This is a genomic window from Pseudomonas sp. PSE1(2024) (assembly GCF_050990555.1).
In the GTDB taxonomy this organism is placed as follows: domain Bacteria; phylum Pseudomonadota; class Gammaproteobacteria; order Pseudomonadales; family Pseudomonadaceae; genus Aquipseudomonas; species Aquipseudomonas aphyarum.
Map to the genome: position 1 here is coordinate 3,407,356 of NZ_CP158967.1, position 22,821 is coordinate 3,430,176.

Annotated in this window: 18 protein-coding genes and 1 pseudogene; 10 read left to right on the forward strand and 9 right to left on the reverse strand. The window is 58.9% G+C overall.

The window, feature by feature from the left end:
• Positions 1-86 precede the first annotated feature (86 nt).
• The 3 genes from ABTV87_RS15310 (at position 87) to ABTV87_RS15320 (ending at position 1,805) form a co-directional block, all read left to right on the forward strand.
• On the forward strand, positions 87-545 hold the full coding sequence (locus tag ABTV87_RS15310) for a hypothetical protein (RefSeq protein ID WP_221534903.1): 459 nt from the start codon (positions 87-89) through the stop codon (positions 543-545).
• Positions 542-1,009 (forward strand): hypothetical protein, encoded by a 468-nt coding sequence (locus tag ABTV87_RS15315; RefSeq protein WP_221534902.1) that lies wholly within the window; start codon positions 542-544, stop codon positions 1,007-1,009. Before ABTV87_RS15310 ends, ABTV87_RS15315 begins: the two co-directional genes overlap by 4 nt.
• Positions 1,010-1,163: 154 nt before the next feature.
• Positions 1,164-1,805 carry a DUF1345 domain-containing protein gene (locus ABTV87_RS15320; RefSeq protein WP_085603401.1) on the forward strand — a complete coding sequence of 214 codons (642 nt, stop codon included), beginning with the start codon at positions 1,164-1,166 and terminating at the stop codon, positions 1,803-1,805.
• 52 nt (positions 1,806-1,857) lie between these two features.
• Here ABTV87_RS15320 and ABTV87_RS15325 read toward each other — a convergent pair whose 3' ends face one another.
• From ABTV87_RS15325 to ABTV87_RS15335, 3 genes are all read right to left on the reverse strand, one after another.
• Positions 1,858-4,515, reverse strand: a complete 2,658-nt coding sequence (locus ABTV87_RS15325) for an autotransporter outer membrane beta-barrel domain-containing protein (RefSeq protein WP_433897851.1) — start codon at positions 4,513-4,515, stop codon at positions 1,858-1,860.
• A 194-nt stretch (positions 4,516-4,709) separates the two neighbouring features.
• Positions 4,710-6,695, reverse strand: coding sequence for a hypothetical protein (locus ABTV87_RS15330; protein ID WP_221534901.1), 1,986 nt, complete (start codon positions 6,693-6,695; stop codon positions 4,710-4,712).
• 166 nt (positions 6,696-6,861) lie between these two features.
• A complete protein-coding gene (locus tag ABTV87_RS15335) occupies positions 6,862-7,683 on the reverse strand; it encodes a hypothetical protein (RefSeq protein WP_085603397.1) in 822 nt (273 codons plus the stop codon).
• A 237-nt stretch (positions 7,684-7,920) separates the two neighbouring features.
• On the opposite strand from ABTV87_RS15335, the gene ABTV87_RS15340 reads away from it, so the two are divergent.
• The 5 genes from ABTV87_RS15340 (at position 7,921) to ABTV87_RS15360 (ending at position 13,293) form a co-directional block, all read left to right on the forward strand.
• Complete coding sequence (locus ABTV87_RS15340; protein ID WP_309475620.1) at positions 7,921-8,949, forward strand: LacI family DNA-binding transcriptional regulator; 1,029 nt, start codon at positions 7,921-7,923, stop codon at positions 8,947-8,949.
• Between the two features lie 189 nt (positions 8,950-9,138).
• Complete coding sequence (locus tag ABTV87_RS15345) at positions 9,139-9,921, forward strand: sugar phosphate isomerase/epimerase family protein (protein ID WP_221535830.1); 783 nt, start codon at positions 9,139-9,141, stop codon at positions 9,919-9,921.
• Positions 9,914-10,948 carry a sugar kinase gene (locus tag ABTV87_RS15350; protein WP_433897852.1) on the forward strand — a complete coding sequence of 345 codons (1,035 nt, stop codon included), beginning with the start codon at positions 9,914-9,916 and terminating at the stop codon, positions 10,946-10,948. The genes ABTV87_RS15345 and ABTV87_RS15350 overlap by 8 nt, the downstream gene beginning before the upstream one ends.
• A gap of 56 nt (positions 10,949-11,004) precedes the next feature.
• Positions 11,005-12,303 (forward strand): MFS transporter, encoded by a 1,299-nt coding sequence (locus ABTV87_RS15355; RefSeq protein WP_085603390.1) that lies wholly within the window; start codon positions 11,005-11,007, stop codon positions 12,301-12,303.
• A 21-nt stretch (positions 12,304-12,324) separates the two neighbouring features.
• On the forward strand, positions 12,325-13,293 hold the full coding sequence (locus ABTV87_RS15360) for a 2-hydroxyacid dehydrogenase (RefSeq protein WP_221535811.1): 969 nt from the start codon (positions 12,325-12,327) through the stop codon (positions 13,291-13,293).
• A 125-nt stretch (positions 13,294-13,418) separates the two neighbouring features.
• On the opposite strand, the gene ABTV87_RS15365 is transcribed toward ABTV87_RS15360, so the two are convergent.
• From ABTV87_RS15365 to ABTV87_RS15380, 4 genes are all read right to left on the reverse strand, one after another.
• Positions 13,419-14,606: a pyridoxal phosphate-dependent aminotransferase gene (locus ABTV87_RS15365; protein WP_221535812.1), complete on the reverse strand. Its 1,188-nt coding sequence runs from the start codon at positions 14,604-14,606 to the stop codon at positions 13,419-13,421.
• A 41-nt stretch (positions 14,607-14,647) separates the two neighbouring features.
• Positions 14,648-16,273 (reverse strand): methyl-accepting chemotaxis protein, encoded by a 1,626-nt coding sequence (locus ABTV87_RS15370; RefSeq protein ID WP_085603386.1) that lies wholly within the window; start codon positions 16,271-16,273, stop codon positions 14,648-14,650.
• A 246-nt stretch (positions 16,274-16,519) separates the two neighbouring features.
• On the reverse strand, positions 16,520-17,659 hold the full coding sequence (locus ABTV87_RS15375; protein WP_221535813.1) for a glycerate kinase: 1,140 nt from the start codon (positions 17,657-17,659) through the stop codon (positions 16,520-16,522).
• Positions 17,660-17,750: 91 nt separating this feature from the next.
• Entirely contained in the window at positions 17,751-18,875 is a 1,125-nt protein-coding gene (locus ABTV87_RS15380) for a sugar diacid recognition domain-containing protein (protein ID WP_114883310.1), read from the reverse strand.
• A gap of 171 nt (positions 18,876-19,046) precedes the next feature.
• On the opposite strand from ABTV87_RS15380, the gene ABTV87_RS15385 reads away from it, so the two are divergent.
• The gene (locus ABTV87_RS15385) at positions 19,047-20,357 is read left to right on the forward strand and encodes an MFS transporter (RefSeq protein ID WP_085603380.1); all 1,311 of its coding nucleotides are present in this window, start codon (positions 19,047-19,049) and stop codon (positions 20,355-20,357) included.
• Positions 20,358-20,548: 191 nt separating this feature from the next.
• Here ABTV87_RS15385 and ABTV87_RS15390 read toward each other — a convergent pair.
• Positions 20,549-20,921, reverse strand: a pseudogene (locus ABTV87_RS15390) (DUF6124 family protein).
• 478 nt (positions 20,922-21,399) lie between these two features.
• Complete coding sequence (locus ABTV87_RS15395) at positions 21,400-21,762, reverse strand: hypothetical protein (protein WP_221534998.1); 363 nt, start codon at positions 21,760-21,762, stop codon at positions 21,400-21,402.
• A 97-nt stretch (positions 21,763-21,859) separates the two neighbouring features.
• Here ABTV87_RS15395 and ABTV87_RS15400 point away from each other — a divergent pair, with 97 nt between their 5' ends.
• A complete protein-coding gene (locus tag ABTV87_RS15400; protein WP_221534999.1) occupies positions 21,860-22,759 on the forward strand; it encodes a LysR family transcriptional regulator in 900 nt (299 codons plus the stop codon).
• The last annotated feature ends 62 nt before the right edge of the window (positions 22,760-22,821 follow it).

Genomic DNA, 22,821 nt, shown 5'->3' on the forward strand with positions numbered 1-22,821 from the left:
TTGACAGGTTCGCCGATCGCCCCAAGCCCTTAGGCTAGCTCCTGTCACGTTTGACTTAGCGTTTTGACTTGAATCAGGAGCTTCTCATGACGAATGTAAAGGACGATGCAAATCGCAATGCAAAGGGCACATTTACAGCCGACACAAGCGATCCCGAACTCCTAAAGTTTGTTGCAGAGGAAAAGCTCTATTCAACGGGTAATGGACGCTCCCTGCAAGGGTGGGCCTCATTGCCGGACTGGCAGAATGAACGCAGAAACATTTCCCTGAGATTCGTGAATGAGGGTGACATCGACAACCAGACTTTCGATTTCGCCGATGCTAATCCTCAGGCTTCGGCTAGCTGGTGGAAAAGTACATCCGGCTCCGGCGAACCCCCCTTCCTTGCGAAAAGCGGTACCGTCACTGTCACAGTGAACGCCACCACCGATGAGGCCAAGGCAACGTTCAACTTCGTTGCCGTGTCGCAGAACGGAAAAGAGCAAGTAACTGTTGAAGGGGAACTTGATCTGGCGCCCAACGACCAAGGGAGTGCCAAGCCATGAATGTTGCACAAGCAAAATCCGAAGGGACTTTGACCGCTAATGTCAAAGGACTCGAACCACCGGTAGAAGACAGTTACACAACGAAAACCGTCCACCTTACGGCACAGTTCGATTCGGCTTTCAATCAGCAAGCATGGAAGGCTCGGGGAGATTGGTCGATTGATGGCCGGCCGAAGCGGGATCTGAGCATTGTTCTGGACGTGTCACAGGACGCTAAAACGGACGTCTCCTACGACCTGATCTCGGATTCCGGTCTGGTCAGAGCGGTACTCGTGGAGCCTCTGGCGGTTGGCATTGATCCGTTCTACAGGGCAACTCAAGGTAAAGTCACCTTTACCAGCGTTCCTGCCCTCGGCTCGGACAAGGGGATAATTGAATCCAAATTCGAGTTCCTAGGCCAGAACGGTGATAGCCCTCCGAAAACCGTGACGATCTCCGAAGGCACGCTTCGAATCCAGAACTGATCCAGCTACACGCCCATCTTTCAGAAACAAAAAAACCTTGAGTGTCTTGTCGATGCTGACAGAGTCTCAAGGTTTCTTGTTTGCAGCCCCCCGCACCTGCCAGAACCCACACCCATGCTATGGTTTGCTCGACGCCGTCAACAAAGAGCTCTCCATGCGCTTCCTCGCCCGCACCCACCCTCGCCTCTCTGCCGCCTTCCTGCTCGGCCTCGCCGTCGGCCTGTTGGTACCCGCCGATTCCGTCATCAGTAAAATACTCATCGGCTGGAATGCCGGGGTCTGGACCTATCTGGTGCTGATGCTCTGGCTCACCGCCCGGGCCAAGGCGCCGGACGTCAAGCAGATCGCCGTCGTCGAAGATGAAAACGCCGGGCTGGTGCTGTTCGTGGTGTGTATTGCGGCGCTGGCAAGCCTGGCGGCCATCACCCTGGAACTTGTCGGCAGCAAGGACCTGGATACCCACCACAAACTGATGCATTACGGTTTTACCGCATTGACGGTCATCGGCTCATGGCTGCTGATCGGCGTGATTTTCTGCGTCCACTACGCCCGGCTGTTTTACACCTGGGACGGCAAGGAGCCCGCGCTGCGCTTTGCCGATGGCCTGACAACGCCCAACTATTGGGACTTTCTGTACTTCTCGTTCACCATCGGCGTGGCCGTGCAAACTGCGGATGTCGGCGTGGCGACACGGGAGATACGCAAGATCGTGCTGGCGCAGTCGTTGATCGGGTTTGTGTTCAACACCGCGATTCTGGGTTTCTCGATCAACATCGCCGCCGGGCTGTTCGGTTGAGCACAAAAAACGCCCCGGCATCTCTGCACGGGGCGTTTGTTGTTTCAGCGCATCAGAAGAAGTAACTGACCCGCAGGCTGCCACTCCAGTCCTGATTGACGGTATTACCTTTGCTGCCACCGACCTGACCGGAAACCTGCCAGTTGCGTTGCGCCGGTGTCCACTTCAAACCCGCTCCATATCCAACACCACTGCTGGCGCGATCGTCATCTAACCTGTCGTCGTTGATCTTGACCCGGTTGGCTTTGACAAACTCATGGTTGGCGCCCAGCGACAGGCTCGGTTCCAGCAGGCTGCCTTTTTCAAGGGCAATGACTCGACCACCCCTTACTCCAACATTGCCCTGAAGCGAACGCATGGTGTCGGCTTCGACTTCAAGGCCGTTATCCAATCGATAGCTGTCGCTCTGGGTCACACCGGTCGACACCCGGACCTGCGGCTCGACAAACCAGTCGTCTTTCAGGCGAATATGCTTGCCCACCGCCACCGAACCACTGGCACCCAAAGCCTTGTAGCCGCCCTTGGCCCGCGTGCCGTCGCTCATGGTGACCTTGGCCTTGTTGTCGAACTGGTTGATCTTGACCATGACGTTGACGAACACACCACTTCCAACATCGTAGGTGCTGCCGTAGGCGCCGGCATTCAGACTGTCGACCGTCGCGCTGGAGCCGTATTTGAGGTCCATGTTGGTGCGGCTGGCGCCCACGAAACCACCGACAACCCAGGCGCGGCCGGCAATGTCCATCATCGTATCGGCACCACCGGTGATGCCGTTCGTGTTCTGACTGTAGCCATTGCCATAGGCATTCTTGACGCGGTACTGGTTGCCATTCGTACGCACCCAGACACTGTTGCTCAATTTAGTGGTGTCACTGTCGCTGGCCGCGCGAAGCGAAGCGTCGGGTTGGAGGCTCAATCCACGATCACCGATCTGGTCGCTGAGCATGTTCATTTCCGCGTTCAATACGCTGCGGGCACTGCCGGCCAAAGCCAGGGCGGTGTTGGTCGAAGTGCTGACAGTTTCCTTGTCCGGGTCGAGGTACAGGCCCTGCCCGTCCTGCTTCAGTCGGTAAACGAATGTACCGGCATCCACCGTGTCTTTATTGGCCAGAGTAAAAGCAGCGGTGCCAGCGGCAATATTGCCGACTTTCACCGCATCTGCCGTAACCGGCGTAGTCCCCGTAGCCGAGATCAACAATTGGTGACGCCCGGTGGCATTGTCCGCCTCAATAAAATCAGTATTGCCATTACCCAGATCGGTCCCCATCACGAAGGTGCCATTACCCGAGAGATTGCCGACTTTCAGATGGAGGAACTGCTCGTTGGTACCCATCTGCACGACACCGTTGTTCATGCCCAGTTGCTGCACGGTGCTGTCGCCGGTCATGACCCATTGCGCAGCATTGTTGATGGTCAGATTGCCCGAGTTGTTGATCTGACCGGTGAGTACCGAACCGTTGTCCAGCAGGACACTGCCATTGGTATCGGTGGTGACGTTGCCGGTCAGCGTGCTGCCATTGTTCAGTGAGAGGCTGGCGACATTGTCGACGTTGCCGTTGATAACCGAGCCGTTGTTCAGGCTGACAGTGGCCGCGGTTCCCGCAGCGGCTTGTACATTGCCGTTCAGAACACTGCCGGTGTCGAGCACCGAACGAGCGACATTGCGCAAATCACCTTCGAGCGATGAACCATTGGTCAGTTGCACCAGAGCGGGACTCGCGCTATCCGCCAACACGTTACCAGTCATTGCGCTCGCGTCGAGGCTTACCTGGCCGACATTCTGCAAATCACCATTGAGCGTCGAGGCATTTTGCAAGGTAACGGTGGCCGAGCTGCCGGACTCCACAACAAAGTTGCCCGTGAGGTCGCTGCGATCCGCTTTGAAATTGACTGCGGCCCCATCGTTGACCTCCACCATCGTGCCATTGGCGCCGATCAGTCGAGTACCGTTGGTAGCGTCGATATTCGCAGTGATTCCCGACCTGTCCTGAAAACCGACAACGATGGCAGCACCCGCTTTACCTTCGACCGTGGTGCTATCCAGTTTTATTGTGGAGGTTCTGACCCCGGCAATTTCACGACCGATTTGTAAACCGTTCAATCCACCGGTAATCGTACTGCCGACAGCATTGAGATCGGCATTGCTCAAGCGAACGCCATAAGCCGTCGAACTGGTGGCCTCGATGGATGAATTCGCAAGATTGATCTGGCTGAACCCGGTCGCCAGAGCGCCACCGTTGAGCGCGACAACAGAACTGTTGTTCGTGAGGAAAACCCTGGAGCCGATCTGCCCCGAATTGTTGCGGATCAGTTGCAGGCCGATGTCGTCGCTGGTGACCGTGCTGTTGTCGAAGTTTGCAGTGCTGTCGTTGACCATTACCGCAAATCCACCGCCGATACGATCAACGGACGCGTTGGTTAGATTGAACGTTGAATTAAGTCTTCCATCGAGGCGCCCCGCACTCCCACCGTTATTGTTGAATGTCGCGCCCTGAGCGGTCACGTCGAGTGCCTGGGCACCGTTGGAAATGAGCGTAGAGCCGGGATTCAACGTCCAGTCTTCGGCGGGTAACGTGTTGTCAATGGTATGAGTCGTGCCGCCAGGAACGGTCCCGGCCTGTACGGACGCAGCGAGAAACACAAATGATGAGAGCGCCGAAAGTGCGCATCCTTTGACAATTGTTCTGGAACGCAATGACGACATTGGCATAGGAAAAAACTCTTACATGAAGTTGTCGGAATATCCGCTGAAGCAGGATTTGCGGGGCGGGAGACTACAGACCAACCCCACATACATCTGTAGGACAAGTCCTCTTTTGTAGCCGGACATACCTTCATAACTCGTAAGTGAAACCGTTACCTGGCTCACAGTCTCCCTGTAAGCCAGGCACGGTCGGTAGTTACTTACTCGCTGCCATCGCAGAACTTGCTACTGGTATTGCGCACGTTGACCCTGTGCAGGACTTCCGGTGATTTGTAGAGTGTTCCGGCGATCGTGGTTTCGTACCATACATATACGTAGTTAAAGTCGGGGGTTCCTGGAAATGGCACGATCGGACCTTGCAATGTCTTGAGATAAGTGAAGTTGACATCAAAAATGGTTTGCACCCCGGCAACAACCTGTTTCGTCTCCGAGTGAGGAGTACCGATTGGTATATTCATTGCGACGTCGTCATAACCTACGGCATGCAGCGTGATGCTTTGACCTGCCGGCAGCGAACTTTGCCCTTGTGGCACGGCCACACGCCATAGAAGCTCGCCTCCAACCAGGTCGAACGAAGGGCAACTGCATACTCTGTCGGTATTGAAAGTCCTCGCCGCGTGCTCCTCCAGCTTGACCTCATTAGCCTCGAAGTTAACATCGGTCGGGGTTTTCTGTTTGACAGTAGCGTCAACATCCAGATAACGAATGTCGCAATACGCTTTTTTTATACCAGTGCCATGAACAGAGACTGTAGCGAAGTCTACATATATTGAGGCCTCTGTATCGGTCGGCTCAATGGTTGTATCCCCCATGAACTTTTCGTTGTAATGGAAGCCCACCGTTGCAGTACCGGACAGTGGATCACCAACGTCCATTTCCCACATTTTGAACGTAAATTTAATCGGCTCCCCAAAGTCACCTGGAACGAGGTGATTTAGAGTACGTGTGTCGCCGGTAACCTCAACAGGTGGAATGTTCTCACTATCAAGATCCGGCTCCGGTATCAATCCTATCTCTGGCCGCTTATTGTTCAAATATACCGTGGTTACCTGTTTCGAATCCTGAGCAGCTGCAGAACCCTCTTTGTAGGTGTAGGTAAGTTTTGCGGCAACCTCGACAGTTGACGTGCCAATCGCAGCAGCATATGCATCGTAGGTCATATCAAATTCCAGCCCTCCCGATGCGCCCAAAGGCTTACTGCCAAGGACTTCATTTTCCAGCTTGACTTCAATAATTGCTCCCGCAGCACCGTTCGTAGGCCGAGGCAGGTTGACCTTTACGGTTTTGCTTACACCATTTACAACAGGGTTGAAGTGTTTCAGCGTCAGCACGGTGGTGCCATCGGTACCGGCTTCTGGAACTTCAAGAGGGAAAAATACAACTGCCGGTGGCTGCTGGATTGCAAGGTCCTTTTTGGGTATCGAATCGCCGCTCCTGAATCCGGCGACGTCAACAATATTGGTGAGTTGATAAAGTGATACATTACCCAGTGCGCGTAGGACGTCATTACCTAAAACAAACTCTCCGCTCGCATTCAGCGTCCCGCTAAAAATCGGAGTTTGCGAACTCGAGGGCAAAGCTCTCGTATTCAAATAGAAGTTATGAATATCTTCCGCATGACTAAAAGGATAAGTTGTGACTGGCTTGCACCTGAGCCCTCCTGGATTGTTGTTAAACCAAGCCTGATTCAGGATGCCATCGGCCGGCGCATTCACATACGCAACCGCCGGGACAAGGCCTCTGCCTGAAGGGGTTTTCCTTGCGTATGGCCCACGATACCTGGCCAACACGGTAGTAGGAGCCGTGGAATGGTCCTCGTTGCCGTCGCCATCGTAAACCGCGAACCGAAATAAATAAGGAGTAGGATCTTCCGGCGCTGTATGTTCAGGAATGTCGGTTATTTTCAATGCATACATCAACGGTACGTTGGCGCCCTCCAGGTTTTTTGACTCAAGAGGCGTGACCGTGCCGTCCGGATTAACCCGTTCAAGTGTTGCCGTCCCACTGGCCGAGTTGTTCAATCCAGAAAGTTCGATGTCGACAGTCCCTCTGTCAAAATCAGCCTTTTTAACTCGCCCATTCACTGCGAGGTTAGCAATAACCGGTGGATCAGAAAGGACGCCGCCACCTGCATTCGCACTTTTCGCACTTTTTGTATCAGCAGGAATTTTTTCTTCGATAGTCATTTCACACGCTCCATGATGAGAATAGAAAAGCTGTTACTCAAGAACACTTACCAAAATGACCAGAGTCTTTCAGGGAGTTACGTGTTTCTGAAGACCCTTTCCATTCAATCGGCAAGAACCATCCACCCGAAAAACAACAAGCGAAGTGCTCGTTATGACGGCACAACTATCCAGGTATTGTTGTATCGATTTTTACCAACGCAGATCCGGACTGCGCAACCAACCTCCCTCCACTGTAAATTTTACCCACCACTAACGCCGATTGAATGACCACACCAGGCGTTAACGGCTTTATAAACCTTTCGTACGGTATGAGCATTCTGAAACCTTTCGAATTATCCTCGGCACTCAACTCTCTCTCAAAAGTACCAAATGTTTCGCTAACTTCGCCTACACCGTTGAGACTTTCACATCCTCTCCATTCCAATATATAAAGATCTTTGGGACTGCCAATCACTTGAGGCAAAACTTCAATCCACCCACCCCCGCTGAGAGCGGGAAGAATAATACAGTTCCAGTACCCCCAGAAAGTCGTGTGAAGAAACTTTACTTCGGGTAATGGCCGAACTGGAATCTGCGTGTGATCGATTGTCAGTTTCCGCCGGGGCGCGGGATCGTCGTTACCGTCCGCGTCAGTGACCAGATAATACAACCAGGCAACTCCGCTTTTGCTCAACAATAAAGGAGTAAGCGGTATCTGAATCTCAGTAATACTCACTGGCACGTAAGGCTTGTCGTGAATCGTCGTTATACTTCCGAGCTGTTCGAAAAACACTTGCAACCTGTCCGGCCTTTTTGGATCAGCCGAATAGTCCTTCCATCTCGGTACTCTCGCAATAGTCCCGCCTGTAGATTCTGGAGGTGTGAGATTACCCTCGACATCACTCGGGTCTACACCGTCAACTTTTATAATGTCGGCAAGAATACCGCCTCCCGCTGAATTAACTGTTCCCGCGGAAGTGGGTGCCTTATTGGTCGATATCGACATTTTTCATAACCTGCCATCAAAATTGATGATTGGAATCTGATGAAAATAAAAAGCTGTTCGTTGGGTAAAAGTAAACATCTGATCTCCTGCGCTGCCTACTGTCAGATCTGACAGGTATTGCTACCGTCTGTCGGACTTATCCGACTTCCACCCGGCTACGCAAAGCATCTTCACTTGACGCCACCAAAGGGTTTGGTGTCTCCTGAAACCGGTTTCAGACAATAAGAAGACCCACCCGTGAACGATTTCTCCGCCGCCCAGCGCAGCCGCGTCACCATGCTCGACGTCGCCGAACACGCAGGCGTGTCCAAGGCCAGCGTCTCGCGCTTCATTGGTGACGACCGCGCCCTGCTCTCGGATGCCATCGCCCAGCGCATCGAGCAGGCCATTGCCGAACTCGGCTATCGCCCCAATCAAATGGCCCGCGGCCTGAAACGCGGCCGCACGCGCCTGATCGGCATGCTGGTGGCCGATATCCGCAACCCTTATTCGATTGCCGTGATGCACGGCGTGGAAACCGCCTGCCGCCGGCACGGTTACAGCCTGGTGGTGTGCAACACCGACCGCGATGACGAGCAGGAACGCCAGCACCTGGCGCTGTTGCGCTCGTACAACATCGAAGGGCTGATCGTGAACACCCTGGGCCATCACCGGGATGAACTGGATGAGTTGAAGCGGGAAATGCCGCTGGTGCTGGTGGATCGCAAAGTCGAGGGGCTGGACAGCGACATGGTCGGGCTGAACAACCCGCAGGCCATCGAGATGGCGCTCGAACATCTTCAGCAGCGTGGCTATCGCGATGTGTTGCTGGTGACGGAACCCTATGACGGCACCAGTTCGCGGATCGAGCGGGTCAGCGGTTTTCAGCAGCAGATTGGCCAGCGTGAAGACATGCGTGGCGCGGTGCTGGAAACCGGCCCAAGCCTAGCGAACGATCTTCAAATCTTTTTGAACACACCTGATAACGGCCCGAAAGCCCTGTTCTGCGCCAATGGCGTGGCGGCGCTGGCCTGTACCCTGGCCTTACGCGAGATTGGCTGCCGGCTGTTCGAGGCTGTCGGGCTGATCGCGCTGGATGATCTGGATTGGTATCCGTTGGTAGGCAGCGGAATCACCGCCCTCGCCCAGCCTACAGAGGAGATTGGTGCGCGGGCGTTTGAGTGTTTGCTCAAGCGGTTGCGTGGGGACGATGAAGCGGCACGGACGCTGGATTTTGCGCCGGTGCTCATTGAGCGCGGTTCGACCCGTGGATTTTGTGGTGACTGACACGGCCTCTTCGCGGGCAAGCCCGCTCCCACAGGTGTTCGGGTGTACTCGAGAACTGTTAACGACGCTATATCTGTGGGAGCGGCGGTGCGACGACTCGACTTGCCCGCGAAGGGGCCCGAAAGAGCACTGCACAACTTACTGATTTTTTTTGAACAAAAATGAAACCGGTTTCAGAGGTAGATAACAATGAATAAACCTGCCGTTTCCATCAGCCTTTCCAGCTTCGGTGCCGACCTTGTTCGCCGTCGTGGTCAGGCTTCGTTCATAGAGGTGCTGGCCGCTGCGGGCGCCAATCGCATCGAATGGCGCGAAGAGCTGCTGACCAACGAAGTCCCGGAACAACTCTCCACCGCCACGCAAGCTCAAGGCCTGCAAAGCATCTATTCCTCGCCGACCGAACTGTGGCTGGCCGGTCAGTCGCGGCCCAATCCGGAACTCATCACCGCGCTGCAAAACGCCGAAGCGTTCGGCTCGAGGTGGCTGAAGGTTTCCCTTGGTTTCTTCACCGACAACAACGATCTGCAAACGCTGGCGCAAATCCTTGCGCAAAGCCAGGTGCAACTGTTGGTGGAGAACGACCAGACCCTGCACGGCGGTCGTATCGAACCGTTCCAGCGCTTCTTCGCCGCCGTCGAGCATCACAACCTGCCGATCAAAATGACCTTCGATATCGGCAATTGGCAGTGGCAAGACCAGTCCGCCACCAGCGCCGCCCGACTGTTGGGCCGCCATGTCGGCTACGTACATTGCAAAGCCGTGGCCCGCCGCGCGGACGGCAAACTGGTGGCGGTGCCACCGGCCGCCACCGACCTGCATCTGTGGGAACAACTGCTGCGGCACATGGCCCAAGGGGTCATGCGCGCCGCCGAATACCCGTTGCAGGGCGATGATCTGGTGCAACTCACCACCGAACACGTCGCCGCCCTCGCCCGCCTCGGCCAGTCCCGCCTGGAGCCTGCTCATGTCTGAGATCGATATTCTGTCGTTCGGCGAAACCATGGCCATGTTTGTCGCCGAACAGAGCGGTGATCTGGCCACCGTCGAGCAGTTTCACAAACGGATTGCCGGGGCGGACAGCAACGTCGCCATCGGATTGTCGCGGCTGGGTTTCAAGGTGGCGTGGCTGAGCCGTGTCGGGGCTGATTCGCTGGGACGATTTGTCGTTGAAACCCTGGCCCGCGAAGGTCTGGATTGCAGCCATGTCGAAGTCGACAACGCGCACCCGACCGGTTTCCAGCTGAAATCCCGCAACGATGACGGCAGCGATCCGACGGTCGAGTACTTTCGTCGCGGCTCGGCGGCCAGTCATCTGTCGCCGCAGTCGATCAGCCCGACGCTGTTAAGCGCCCGGCATCTGCACGCCACTGGCATTCCACCGGCGCTGTCCGCATCGGCCCGGGAAATGTCCCATGAACTGATGACCCGCATGCGCAACGCCGGGCGCAGCGTGTCGTTCGACCCGAACCTGCGTCCGAGCCTGTGGGCCAGCGAGCGGGAGATGATCAGCGAGATCAACCGCCTCGCCGCCCTCGCCCACTGGGTGTTGCCGGGGTTGAGCGAAGGTCGATTGCTGACCGGGTTTGAAGATCCGGCGGATATCGCCGCGTTCTATCTCGATCAGGGTGCCGAAGCCGTGGCGATCAAGCTCGGGCCGCAGGGTGCGTATTACCGCACGCATCTGGATCAGGGGTTTGTCGCCGGGATGCCGGTGGAAACCGTGGTCGATACGGTCGGTGCCGGGGATGGATTTGCGGTCGGGATGATCAGTGCCCTGCTGGAGCACCAGAGTTTTCCCGAGGCGGTCAGACGCGCCAACTGGATTGGCAGTCGTGCGGTGCAGAGCCGTGGCGACATGGAGGGTTTGCCGACCCGATCCGAAGTCACCGCTGAATTCGAGGCCGCCTTCGCGAGCAAGTCGAATCGTCGCACCGCCGCTCCCACACTGGAATGCGTTCCAAATGTGGGAGCGGGCTTGCTCGCGAATGGGCCCGCATAGCCACTACAAAATCTGAACCCTGCTGCGACAAAAACAACAAGCTCAGGAGCAAGACCATGAAAACCGCAACCCTCGCCACCCGCCGCTGGTGGTACATCATGCCGATCGTGTTCATCACCTACAGCCTGGCGTACCTGGACCGCGCCAATTACGGATTCGCCGCCGCGTCCGGGATGGCCGCCGACCTGATGATCACCCCGGGCCTGTCCTCGCTGCTCGGCGCGCTGTTCTTCCTCGGTTACTTTTTCTTCCAGGTGCCCGGCGCGATCTACGCGCAAAAGCACAGCGTCAAGAAGCTGATCTTCGTCAGCCTGATCCTCTGGGGCGGGCTCGCCACGCTGACCGGCGTGGTCTCCAACGCCTATTGGCTGATCGTCATCCGCTTCATGCTCGGCGTGGTCGAAGCGGCGGTGATGCCGGCGATGCTGGTCTATCTCTGTCACTGGTTCACCCGCGCCGAACGCTCGCGGGCCAACACCTTCCTGATCCTCGGCAACCCGGTAACCATGCTCTGGATGTCGGTGGTTTCGGGCTATCTGGTGCAGCATTTCAGCTGGCGCTGGATGTTCATCATCGAGGGTCTGCCGGCGGTGCTCTGGGCATTTATCTGGTGGAAGCTGGCCGATGATCGTCCGGCCCAGGCGAAGTGGCTCAACGACCAGGAAAAGCACGATCTGGAAAGCGCGCTCGCCGCCGAACAGATCGGCATCAAAGCGGTGAAGAACTACGCCGAAGCCTTCCGTTCGCCGAAGGTAATCATTCTGGCGCTGCAATTCTTCTGCTGGAGCATCGGCGTCTACGGCTTCGTGTTGTGGCTGCCGTCGATCCTCAAGGCCGGCGCGCAGATGGACATGATCGAGGCCGGCTGGCTGTCGGCCCTGCCGTATCTGGCGGCGGTAATCGGCATGCTGCTGGTGTCGTGGGGCTCGGACAAACTGCAAAAGCGCAAACGCTTCGTCTGGCCGCCGCTGCTGATTGCCTCGGTGGCGTTCTACGGTTCCTACGCTTTGGGCGCCGAACATTTCTGGTGGTCGTACACGCTGCTGGTGATTGCCGGCGCGTGCATGTACGCGCCGTACGGGCCGTTCTTCGCCATCGTGCCGGAGATCCTGCCGGCCAACGTTGCCGGTGGCGCCATGGCGCTGATCAACAGCATGGGTGCTCTCGGTTCGTTCGGCGGCTCGTATCTGGTCGGTTACCTCAACAGCTCTACCGGTTCGCCCGGCGCTTCGTATCTGCTGATGAGTGGCGCGCTGATGCTCTCGGTGGTGCTGACGATTTTTCTCAAGCCCGGCGCGAGCGACCGGGTGACGGCCAAGCCAGTCGCACCGCGTCCGCTGCCGGCCCACTCCTGAATTGATAGAGAGATGACTGCGATGAAAAAACAGGTTGTGCTGTACAAGAAACTGTCGCCGGCGTTGATGGCGCGCCTTGAGGAACAGGTCGACGTGACGCTGATCGACAGCCTCGATGCCGACGGTCTGATGAAGCTTCGCGACGCCCTGCCGTTTGCCCACGGGTTGCTCGGTGCAAGCCTGAAACTGGACGCGGCGCTGCTCGATCTGGCGCCGAAGCTTGAAGCGATTTCCAGCGTCTCGGTCGGCGTCGACAACTACGACATTGACTACCTGACCCGACGCAAGGTCATGCTGACCAACACCCCGGACGTGCTCACTGAAACCACCGCCGACACCGGTTTCGCGCTGATCCTGGCCACTGCCCGACGCGTGGTGGAACTGGCGAACATGGTGCGCGGCGGTCACTGGCATCGCAGCATCGGCCCGGCGCATTTCGGCACCGATGTGCATGGCAAGACGCTGGGCATCATCGGCATGGGGCGCATCGGCGAGGCGCTGGCCCAGCGTGGGCATTTCGGATTCGGGATGCCGGTGATCTATCACAGCCAGTCGCGCAAACCGGCGGTGGAAGAACGCTTCGATGCGCAGTACCGCAGTCTGGAGGATTTGCTGCAACAGGCGGATTTCATCTGTCTGACGTTACCGTTGACGGCGCAGACTGAAGGTTTGATTGGTGCCGAGCAGTTTGCGTTGATGCGGCCGGAGAGCATTTTCATCAACATCTCACGGGGCAAAGTTGTGGATGAGGCGGCGATGATCGACGCCTTGCGCCATAACCGGATTCGCGCGGCGGGGCTGGATGTGTTTGAACGCGAGCCGCTGAATCACGACTCGCCGTTGTTGCAGCTGAACAACGTGGTGGCGACGCCGCACATGGGCTCGGCGACCCATGAGACGCGCGAAGCGATGGCGCGGTGTGCGGTGGAGAATCTGTTGGCGGCGTTGACTGGGGAAAAACCCGCCAACTTGGTGAATCCTCTCCACTGATGATCGTTCCCACGCTCTGCGTGGGAATGCCTCAAGGGACGCTCCGCGTTCCAGCTCTGGAAGGGACACGGAGCGTCCCGGGCTGCATTCCCACGCGGAGCGTGGGAACGATCAGGAGGAAACCCTCAGGCGCTGCGCACTTGCAGAAGTTGCGCAGCACAAAGGGCAATCCTTGAACACGCATCCGCCAGCTTCACCCGATCCACCACCAGCCCGATGCGAATATGCCCCGCCGCACTGGGCCCGAACGCTTCACCGGCCAGCACCGAAACCCCATACCCCTCCAGCAACCGCTCGGCAAAATCCTGCGCGCCGAGCCCGGTCTGACGCACGTCGACCATCACGAACATCCCGCCATCCGGCTTGATCGGGTACAACCCCGGACAGCCGCGCAAGCGCTCGCACACCAGATCCCGACGCAACCGGTATTCCTCGCGCATCTGCGTCACTTCCGGCAAATCTTTCTCCAGCGCGATCTGCGCCGCTTTCTGCACAAAATCCGGCAGGCCGAACAACATGCTCAACGACAGATTCACCAAATGCTCGGCCAAGGGTTTCGGTCCGATCATCCAGCCGATCCGCCACCCGGTCATCGCATGGGATTTGGACAGGCTGTTGATGGTTGCGGTGCGCTCGGCCATCCCCGGCAGACTCGCCGGGCTGACGTGCTCGCCTTCGTATAACAATTCGCTGTAGACCTCATCGCTGATCAGCCACAGGTCGTGGCGAATGCACAACGCCGCCAGCTCCTGCCAGATCAACAGCGACAGACTGGCACCGGAAGGATTGTTGGGACTGTTGAGCAGCATGGCCCGCGTCTTCGGAGTGATCCGCGCCGCGACATCCACCGGATCGACGCGAAAGCCGTTCTCAGGGCGGACCGGCACCGGCACCACGGTTGCGCCGCAAGCACCAAACACGCCTTCATAAGTTACATACATCGGCTCGGCGACGATCACTTCATCACCCGGATCCAGCAGACATTGCGCCACCGAATACACCGCGCATTGCGCGCCGGGAAGTACGATCACATGCTCGGCATCCACATCCTGGCCGCTGTTGCGCCGATGGCGCTCGGCAATCCGCTTGCGCAGCTCCAGCCGGCCGCGCACTTCGGAATAATGGGTATCGCCGGCCAGCAGGCTGTCGATGGCGCCGTGGATGATCGGCAGCGGCGTATCGAAATCCGGATCACCCACGGACAGCAGCAACACATCAATGCCCTCGGCGCGTAACTCCAGCGCTCGGTCGTGAATCCGCCAGGCCGCTGCTCCCTCCCCGGCGATTCGTTGGGTCAAGGCTGAATAGCGCATGTACGTCTCCTGATTGCGCGGTCTCCAGCCTTCACCCTAGGTCAAATCACGAAGCGCGCCACCATCGCATTCAAATCCACCGCCAGACGCGACAGTTCGTGGGTCGCGGCACTGGTTTGATTCGCGCCGGCGGCCGATTGAGTGGCCAGGTCGCGGATGTTGACCAGGTTGCGATCGACCTCGCGGGACACCTGCGCCTGCTCTTCAGAAGCACTGGCGATCACCAGGTTGCGTTCGTTGATCTGGTGAATCGATTGGGTGATCTGCTCCAGCGCGACGCCAGCGGCACGGGCCATTTCCAGGGTGGACTGGGTGCGTTGGTTGCTTTGCTGCATCGACTCGACCGCTTCGCCGGTGCCGTTCTGGATGCCGGCGACCATTTTTTCGATTTCCTGGGTCGACTGCGCAGTGCGATGAGCCAAGGCCCGAACCTCGTCCGCTACCACGGCGAATCCGCGTCCCGCTTCACCGGCACGGGCGGCTTCGATGGCGGCGTTGAGCGCCAGCAGGTTGGTCTGTTCGGCGATGGCGCGGATCACGTCCAGCACCTTGCCGATGTCGCGGCCCTGAGCGGCCAGGCCTTCGATCATTTGCGCGGTGTTCTGCACGTCGTGGGTCATGGTCTGGATCGCGTCGACGGTTTTCACCACTTGATCGCGACCTTCGCGGGCGGCGTGGGTCGACTGGTTTGAGGCTTCGGAAGTCGACACCGCGTTGCGTGCGACCTCTTCCACCGCGGCGGTCATTTCGTTGACGGCGGTGGCGGCCTGTTCGATTTCGTCGTTCTGCTGTTGCAGGCCACGGGACGCTTCTTCGGTCACGGCGCTGAGTTCTTCGGCAGCGGCGCCCAGTTGCGTGGCGGAGCCGGCGATCTGTTCGATGGTCTTGCGCAGGTTGGTCTGCATCGCGGCCAAGGCTTCAAGCAGGCGCGCCGGTTCGTCCTTGCCGTCGACTTCGATGGCTTTGGTCAGGTTGCCGCCGGCAATGGTTTGCGCGGCAGCGACGGCGCGGTTCAGCGGGGTGACGATGCTGCGGGTCAGCAGCCAGGCCAGCAGCACTGTCAACAGCGCGGCAATCACGGCCACGGCGATGATGCCGCTGATAGCGCCGCTGTAATACTCGTCCGCATGGGTCGAGGCGGTCTTGGCGTCAGCGGCGTTGATCGCAATCAGCTGGTTGAGCTGTTCGCCCATTTTGTCGGTGCCGTCCTTGATCTTCGTGTTGATCAGGGTACGCATCTCGTCGAGCTTGTCCTGGCGCGACAGCTCCATCATCTGGTTCTGCGCCTGCACGTAGTTGTCGAGGGTCGTCGAGAAAGTCTGATACAGCGCGCGCTCTTCCGAACTGGCCGGCAGTGCCGCGTAACTGGCCTGGGCGGCGCGCACCTTGTCCACCAGCACGCCGATGCGGGTCTGGGCTTCCTGCAAACCGGCCGGGTCGCGGTTGACCAGAATGCGGAACGACAGAATGCGCAGGCGCAGGACGTTTTCCGTGACCACGGCGAGTTGCGTGACGCTCGGCAACTGCGTCGACTCCATCTCCAGCGACGCCTGGCGGATGATCGACATGCGATTGACGGCGAACACGCCGAGCACGATCACCAGCAGGGCAATAAAGGCAAAACCGAGGAAGGCACGGGGCGCGATATTCAGATTACGCAAGGACATAGGAGGACTCTCGGATGATTGAAACTACGAGCGTCCATGCCGTGATCACTGGCCCATGGGGCGGGCTTCAGTCCGGCGTCACTGTTTTAGGAAGTCTTGTGTGCGCCTGACTTCTGTATCGGCCAGGCTTGAGGAAGATTGCGGGGAAAGACGAAATATTTTTCAAAGTGTTGCGGGTGTTTCAGCGGTGAAACACCCGTTGTTTTAGATGATGGATGACAGGTCAGGTCGATGATGGATGACAGGTCAGGTCGGGGATGCCAGGCGCCAGACGCGAGCTATATCGGTGGCGCGTTCGCGCAATAGACGTGGAGCTTCGGCGCAGGCCTGTTCGAGGGTCATCGGGCCGCTGGTGACGGCGAAGGCGGCGTCGATGCCGTGATCGTAGAGTTCCTGATAGCCCTCACCCAAAGTGCCGGCGATGACGATCACGGGTACACCTTGCTGCTTGGCGATTCGCGCTACGCCGAACGGGGTTTTGCCGCGCAGGGTCTGGGCATCGAAGCGTCCTTCGCCGGTGATGACCAGGTCTGCGCCCTTCACGGCATCGGCCAGTCCGACCAGTTCGGCGACCACTTCGACACCGGCCTGGAAACGCGCGCCGAGAAACGCCTTGGCGGCGAAACCCAACCCGCCTGCCGCGCCGCTGCCCGGCTCATCGCGTACGTCCTTGCCCAACGCTTGCGCGCAGAGTTCGGCGAAGTGGCCGAGGGCCTGATCCAGTTGTTGAACTTGCGCGGGTGATGCGCCCTTCTGCGGGCCGAAAATCGCCGAGGCGCCGTGGGGGCCGCACAGCGGATTGTTGACGTCGGCGGCGATATCGAAGCGGACTTGCGCCAGACGTGGGTCGAGTTCGCTCAGATCCAGACGTACGAGTTGCGCCAGCGCCAGACCGCCCGGCACCAGCGATTGCCCTTGAGCATCCAGCAGTTTCACGCCAAGCGCCTGCATTGCACCGGCGCCGCCGTCGTTGGTGGCGCTGCCGCCGATGGCTAGAATGATGCGTTGTGCGCCGGCATCCAGCGCAGCGCGAATCAGTTCACCGGTGCCGAAGGTGCTGCTGATGCACGCGTCACGCTGCCCCGGCGGGACCAGTTGCAGACCGCTGGCCTCGGCCATTTCGATGATTGCGGTGTAGTTGTGCGGCAACCAGCCCCACGCCGCTTCAACCGCCGCGCCCAACGGGCCACGCACTCGGGTGCGGCGCAGTTCGCCTTCGCACGCGGCGAGAATCGACTCCACCGTGCCTTCGCCACCGTCGGCCATCGGGCATTTGACCAGCGTCGCCTGCGGCCAGACCTGCGCCAGGCCCAGCGCGATGGCTTCTGCAACGCCTTGGGCACTCAGGCTGTCCTTGAACGAATCGGGGGCGATGACGATTTTCATGCGAATTCTCCAGTTCCAATGCCCCTCATGCTGCCAGTCGCCTTGCGCGTTGACGCCTGTCCGCTGCACAAGTCGTGCAGGCGTTTATTGTTCATTTCGACAAATCGTCGGTCTGTGGCAGCAATTGCACACCTAGATACAGCGCCAGCATCCCGTCGAGTCTCAGCGGATCGACCCCGCTCAACTCGGCAATCCGCTCCATGCGATAACGCAGGCTGTTGCGGTGAATCCCCAACGCATCGGCGCAGGCCTGGCTCTGCCCGTCGTGATCGCACCAACTGCGCAGGGTCGCGAGCAACTGGCCGTTGCTGTCCTTGGCGATCACTTTGCGCAACGGTTTGAGCAGTTCATCCAGCGCATCATCGTTGCGATGGCGCCAGAGCATCACCGGCAAGCGATAGCGATTGAGGGTCAGCAGCCGTGAGCGCGGCAACACCTCGCGGCCGTAAGCGAGCAGATCGCCCACCCGCCGATAGCACCGCCGCAAGCCGGTCAGTCCATCGGCCTGCCCGCCGACGGCAATGCGCAGGATGTTCCAGCCCAGGCCATCGAGTTTTTCCAGCAGGCGATCATGCTCGACGTTCTGACTCGCCGGCCGGCACCAGAGCAGCGACGACTTGGCGGAGCTCACACACCAACTGTCGGGGTAGCGCGACATCAGCCAGGCACTCAGCGCCTCGACGGTTTGCCCCGGCCCGTGTTCCAGGCCCAGCTCGAACAGATACGGCACCCGCGTCAGTTGCGGTTTGAGCCCGAGTTGCTGAGCTTCATCCACCAGACGCGGCGAATCCCCCGCTTCACTCAACAGCAGCGCGAGCAAGTCATCGCAACGCTGCCGCCGCCATTGCTGCTCGGATTGCTGATTGCGTTGGCCGACCAGCATCTCGGCGGTCATGCGCACCAGTTCGGCGTAAGTTCGCAGCTGCTCCGGCTCGCCGGTGATGCCGAGCACACCGATCAAACGCTGATCGAGCAGCAGCGGCAGATTGATCCCCGGCTGCACGCCCTTCAAATGCACGGCAGTCTGTGCGTCGATCTCCACCACCCGACCGTTGGCCAGCACCAGTTGCGCGCCTTCGTGGCGGGTGTTGATCCGCTCCGGCTCGCCACTGCCGAGGATCAAGCCCTGGCTGTCCATGACGTTGACGTTGTACGGCAAAATGGCCATGGCCCGGTCGACGATGTCCTGGGCGAGGTCGTGATCGAGTTCGAACATAGGGGCTGGAATCCTTGAAAACAGGCGCGGACGGTTGTTCACCCGCACAGGGTCTGGCGGCAAACCCTGTGCTCAGGCACAAAGACAATCCGGCCAAAGGTGGCCGAGACTCTCAGGGCGATCAACGTTACCCTTTGCATCGCAAAAAATCATAATAAAGAGAGAGCCGCCATGTCGCAGAGCGCCGCTGCCGCCCAGACCATCGATGACGATAAAAATGCCGTCTACAAACGCATCACCCTGCGTTTGATCCCCTTCATCTTCATCTGCTACCTGTTCAACTACCTCGACCGGGTCAACGTTGGATTCGCCAAACTGCAGATGCTCGACGCGCTGAAATTCAGCGAAACCGTGTACGGCCTCGGTGCCGGTATCTTCTTCATCGGCTACGTGCTGTGCGGCGTACCGAGCAACCTGGCCCTGACCAAGTTCGGCCCACGGCGCTGGATCGCGCTGATGATGATCACCTGGGGCACGCTGTCGACCTGCTTGCTGTTCGTCACCACACCGACCGAGTTCTACACCCTGCGCCTGTTCACTGGCGCTGCTGAAGCCGGCTTCTTCCCGGGCGTTGTGCTCTATCTCTCGCAGTGGTTCCCGACCTTCCGCCGTGGCCGGATCATGGCGCTGTTCATGTCGGCGATCCCGGTGTCGGGCCTGCTCGGCAGCCCGTTTTCCGGCTGGATCCTCAATCACTTCGCCGCCGGCCAGGGTGGCCTCGCGGGCTGGCAGTGGATGTTCCTGCTGCAAGGCATTCCGACCGTGGTACTGGGCGCACTCGCCTACTTCCTGCTCAGCGACAACTTCGCCAACGCCAAATGGCTGACCCCGCATGAGCGTTCGGTGCTGGAAGCGGATCAGGCGGAAGACCTGGCGAACAAACCGAAAACCACTTCCGATTCGCTGATCGCCGTGTTCAAGAACCCGGCCATCTGGGCCTTCGGCCTGATCTACTTCTGCATCCAGAGCGGCGTGTACGCGATCAACTTCTGGCTGCCGTCGATCATCAAGAACCTCGGCTTCAGCGACAACCTGGTGATTGGCTGGTTGAGTGCGATTCCTTACTTGCTGGCGGCGGTGTTCATGCTGGTGGTCGGGCGTTCGGCGGACTTGCGTAAAGAACGTCGCTGGCATTTGGTGGTGCCGATGTTGATGGGTGCTGTCGGCCTGCTGATTGCGGTGAACTTTGCGGCGAATCCGGCGATTGCGATCCTCGGTCTGACCATCGCGACCATGGGCGCGCTGACCGGTTTGCCGATGTTCTGGCCGGTGCCGACTGCCATGCTGAGTGCGGGTGCTGCGGCGGGTGGTCTGGCGTTGATCAACTCGATGGGGCAGATGGCCGGGTTCCTGAGCCCTTACCTTGTGGGTTGGGTCAAGGACAGCACCGGGTCGACGGATGCGGCGTTGTATCTGCTGGCGGGTGTGATTGTCGGCGGGAGTTTGCTGGCGTTGCGGATGACGCGGACGTTGCGGGCTTAAGCCTTAGTCGAAATACAGAAACGGCCCATTACGGGCCGTTTTTCATTTAGATCGTTCCCACGTCGAGGCGTCGAACCGTCCGCGTGGGAATGCCTCAAGGGACGCTCCGCGTTCCAGCTCTGGAAGGGACGCAGAGCGTCCCGGGCTGCATTCCCACGCGGAGCGTGGGAACGATCAGGCTAAGGATCTGGCTAGAGCGGTGTTTCTGTCTTCAACTCCAGATTATCCAGCGCCCGATTCACCGCCAGTTCACTCAGCATGATCAATTGCGCAATGCCCAGCAGCACATGTCGCTGCGAGCCGTCCACCAGCCCGGCGAAGTCAGTGGCCATGGTTTTGGCGCAAGTCAGGGTTTCAGAGGCATCGGCCAGCAGTTCTTCGCTGTCGATGCCGGGGGCGATGAGGTAACGAGTGTTGGGTTTGAGCACCGGTTTTCTGGGGAGCAGCGGATTGAGGTAGTGATCGAGGGCGCGTTCGGCGGCTTCGTGGAATGTCTTGGAGTCGAGGGACTCGTAGGGCGAGGTGGGTGTCGGTTTCGGGTGGGCTGGGTGTTGGTTTGATCACGTTTGAATCTCCAAATCAGAAAAATGGAGCCATCAAACTTCGCTACCAAACGAAGAGGTGGTGGCCATACACGGGTTGGTAGACCGGTGACTTGGAAAACCGGCGCGCTCGAAAGCGCCCCACGCATGGCCACCATAAAAGCACGGACGGATAAGCGTCCGAATACGGTGAATTGCGCAACAAGTCAGATCCGGGCTACCAAACCCGATCGCTGTATTTCAGCGACGGGACAACGATAAAACCCGGCCCTTGAGCGCACAAGCCGGCGGATTCTGGCTTAGTCGTAGGCAACGGCGCAAGGTTGTGTAGCCTGGGTGCGTGTCCGAACGTGTCCTTTAAACACTTCACTTAAACACCCCACTCCAGATCGTTCCCACGCTCCGCGTGGGAATGCAGCCCGGGACGCTCCGCGTCCCTTCCAGAGCTGGAACGCGGAGCGTCCCTTGAGGCATTCCCACGCAGAGCGTGGGAACGAGCATCACGCACTGCTTTTCGCATCCAGCTCAAGCACCAACCCGCCCGGCATCTGCACAAAAATCTGCCAGATCCCATCCTCTGGCACCTGCGCCACCTGATACGGCAACCCACTCCCCTGCACCCGCTTCAAAACCACCGCCGCATCTTCATCGGTGCGAAACGCAATATGACTCAACGCCGCCTCATCCAGCGCGGGCTGCTCAATCACATGCACCAACGCCTCCCCATCCTGATACAACCACCGCCCGGGAAACGGAAACGGCGGCCGCCGCCCCGGCGTCAATCCCAACAACCCACCAAAAGCGTCCTGCAGCGCCTGACCGTCAGCGGTGCTGAAGGCCAGATGATCAAATGTCCACGTCATGTCTGTCTCCTGCGGTTATTCAGGATTTCAGTATCTGCGCTTGCCAATCCAGGAAAAATCCCGCAAAACGCCAAGGATCTTCAACGGATTTTTACTAATGAGCTCAATCCTCGATCTGGAAATCTTCGTCCGCACCGCCGACTCCGGCAGCATCTCCGCCGCTGCCCGGGCGCTGGAGCTGACGCCGGCTGCAGCGAGCATCGCGTTGAAACGCCTGGAAACCCGCCTCGGCATTCGCCTGTTCGCCCGCTCCACCCGCAGCATGCGCCTGACCGAAGAAGGCCGGCGTTATCTGGAAAGCGTGCGTCTGGCGCTGGCGACACTGGCCGAGGGCGAGCAGGCACTGAAGCAGCAAACCGAAGGCTTGAGCGGCGTGCTGCAACTGGCGGCGCCGTCGGACTTCGGGCGCAATGTGCTGTTACCGTGGCTAGACGATTTCAAGCACGAGCACCCGCACATTCAGCTGCAATTGCTGCTCAACGACCGACACGCGGACCTGTTTCGCGAGACGGTTGATGTGGCGCTGCGCTTTGGTGTGCCGAGTGATTCGACGCTGGTGGCGTTGCCGATTCTGCCCGAGCATCGGCGTGTGGCCTGCGCCAACCCTGCGTATCTGGAACGCCACGGCACACCGCAAAATCCTGCTGAACTGAGCGAGCACAGCGCCCTGCTCTACCTGCGCAACGGTCGTCCTTACAACACCTGGCGCTTCCATCGCGACGACGAAACCGTCGAGGTCGAAGTACGCGGCGACTACCTCAGCGACGACGGCGAAGTCGCCCGCCGCTGGGCGCTCGCCGGGCATGGGATCGCCTATAAAGCCTGGCTCGACGTGGCCGAAGACGTGCGCGCCGGGCGGCTGGTGACGCTGTTCGATGACTGGCATGGCGAGAGCGTGCCGTTCAATCTGTTGTGCCCGCATCGGGTGCAAGTGTCGGAACGGGTCAAGGTGTTGCAGGCGTTTTTAAGGCAGCGTTGCGAGACATTGCGTCGATAAATTCACTTTGCCGCGCCGGGCGCTTCTGGTATTTGATGGAAGCTTTCCCACCGACAAAAGGA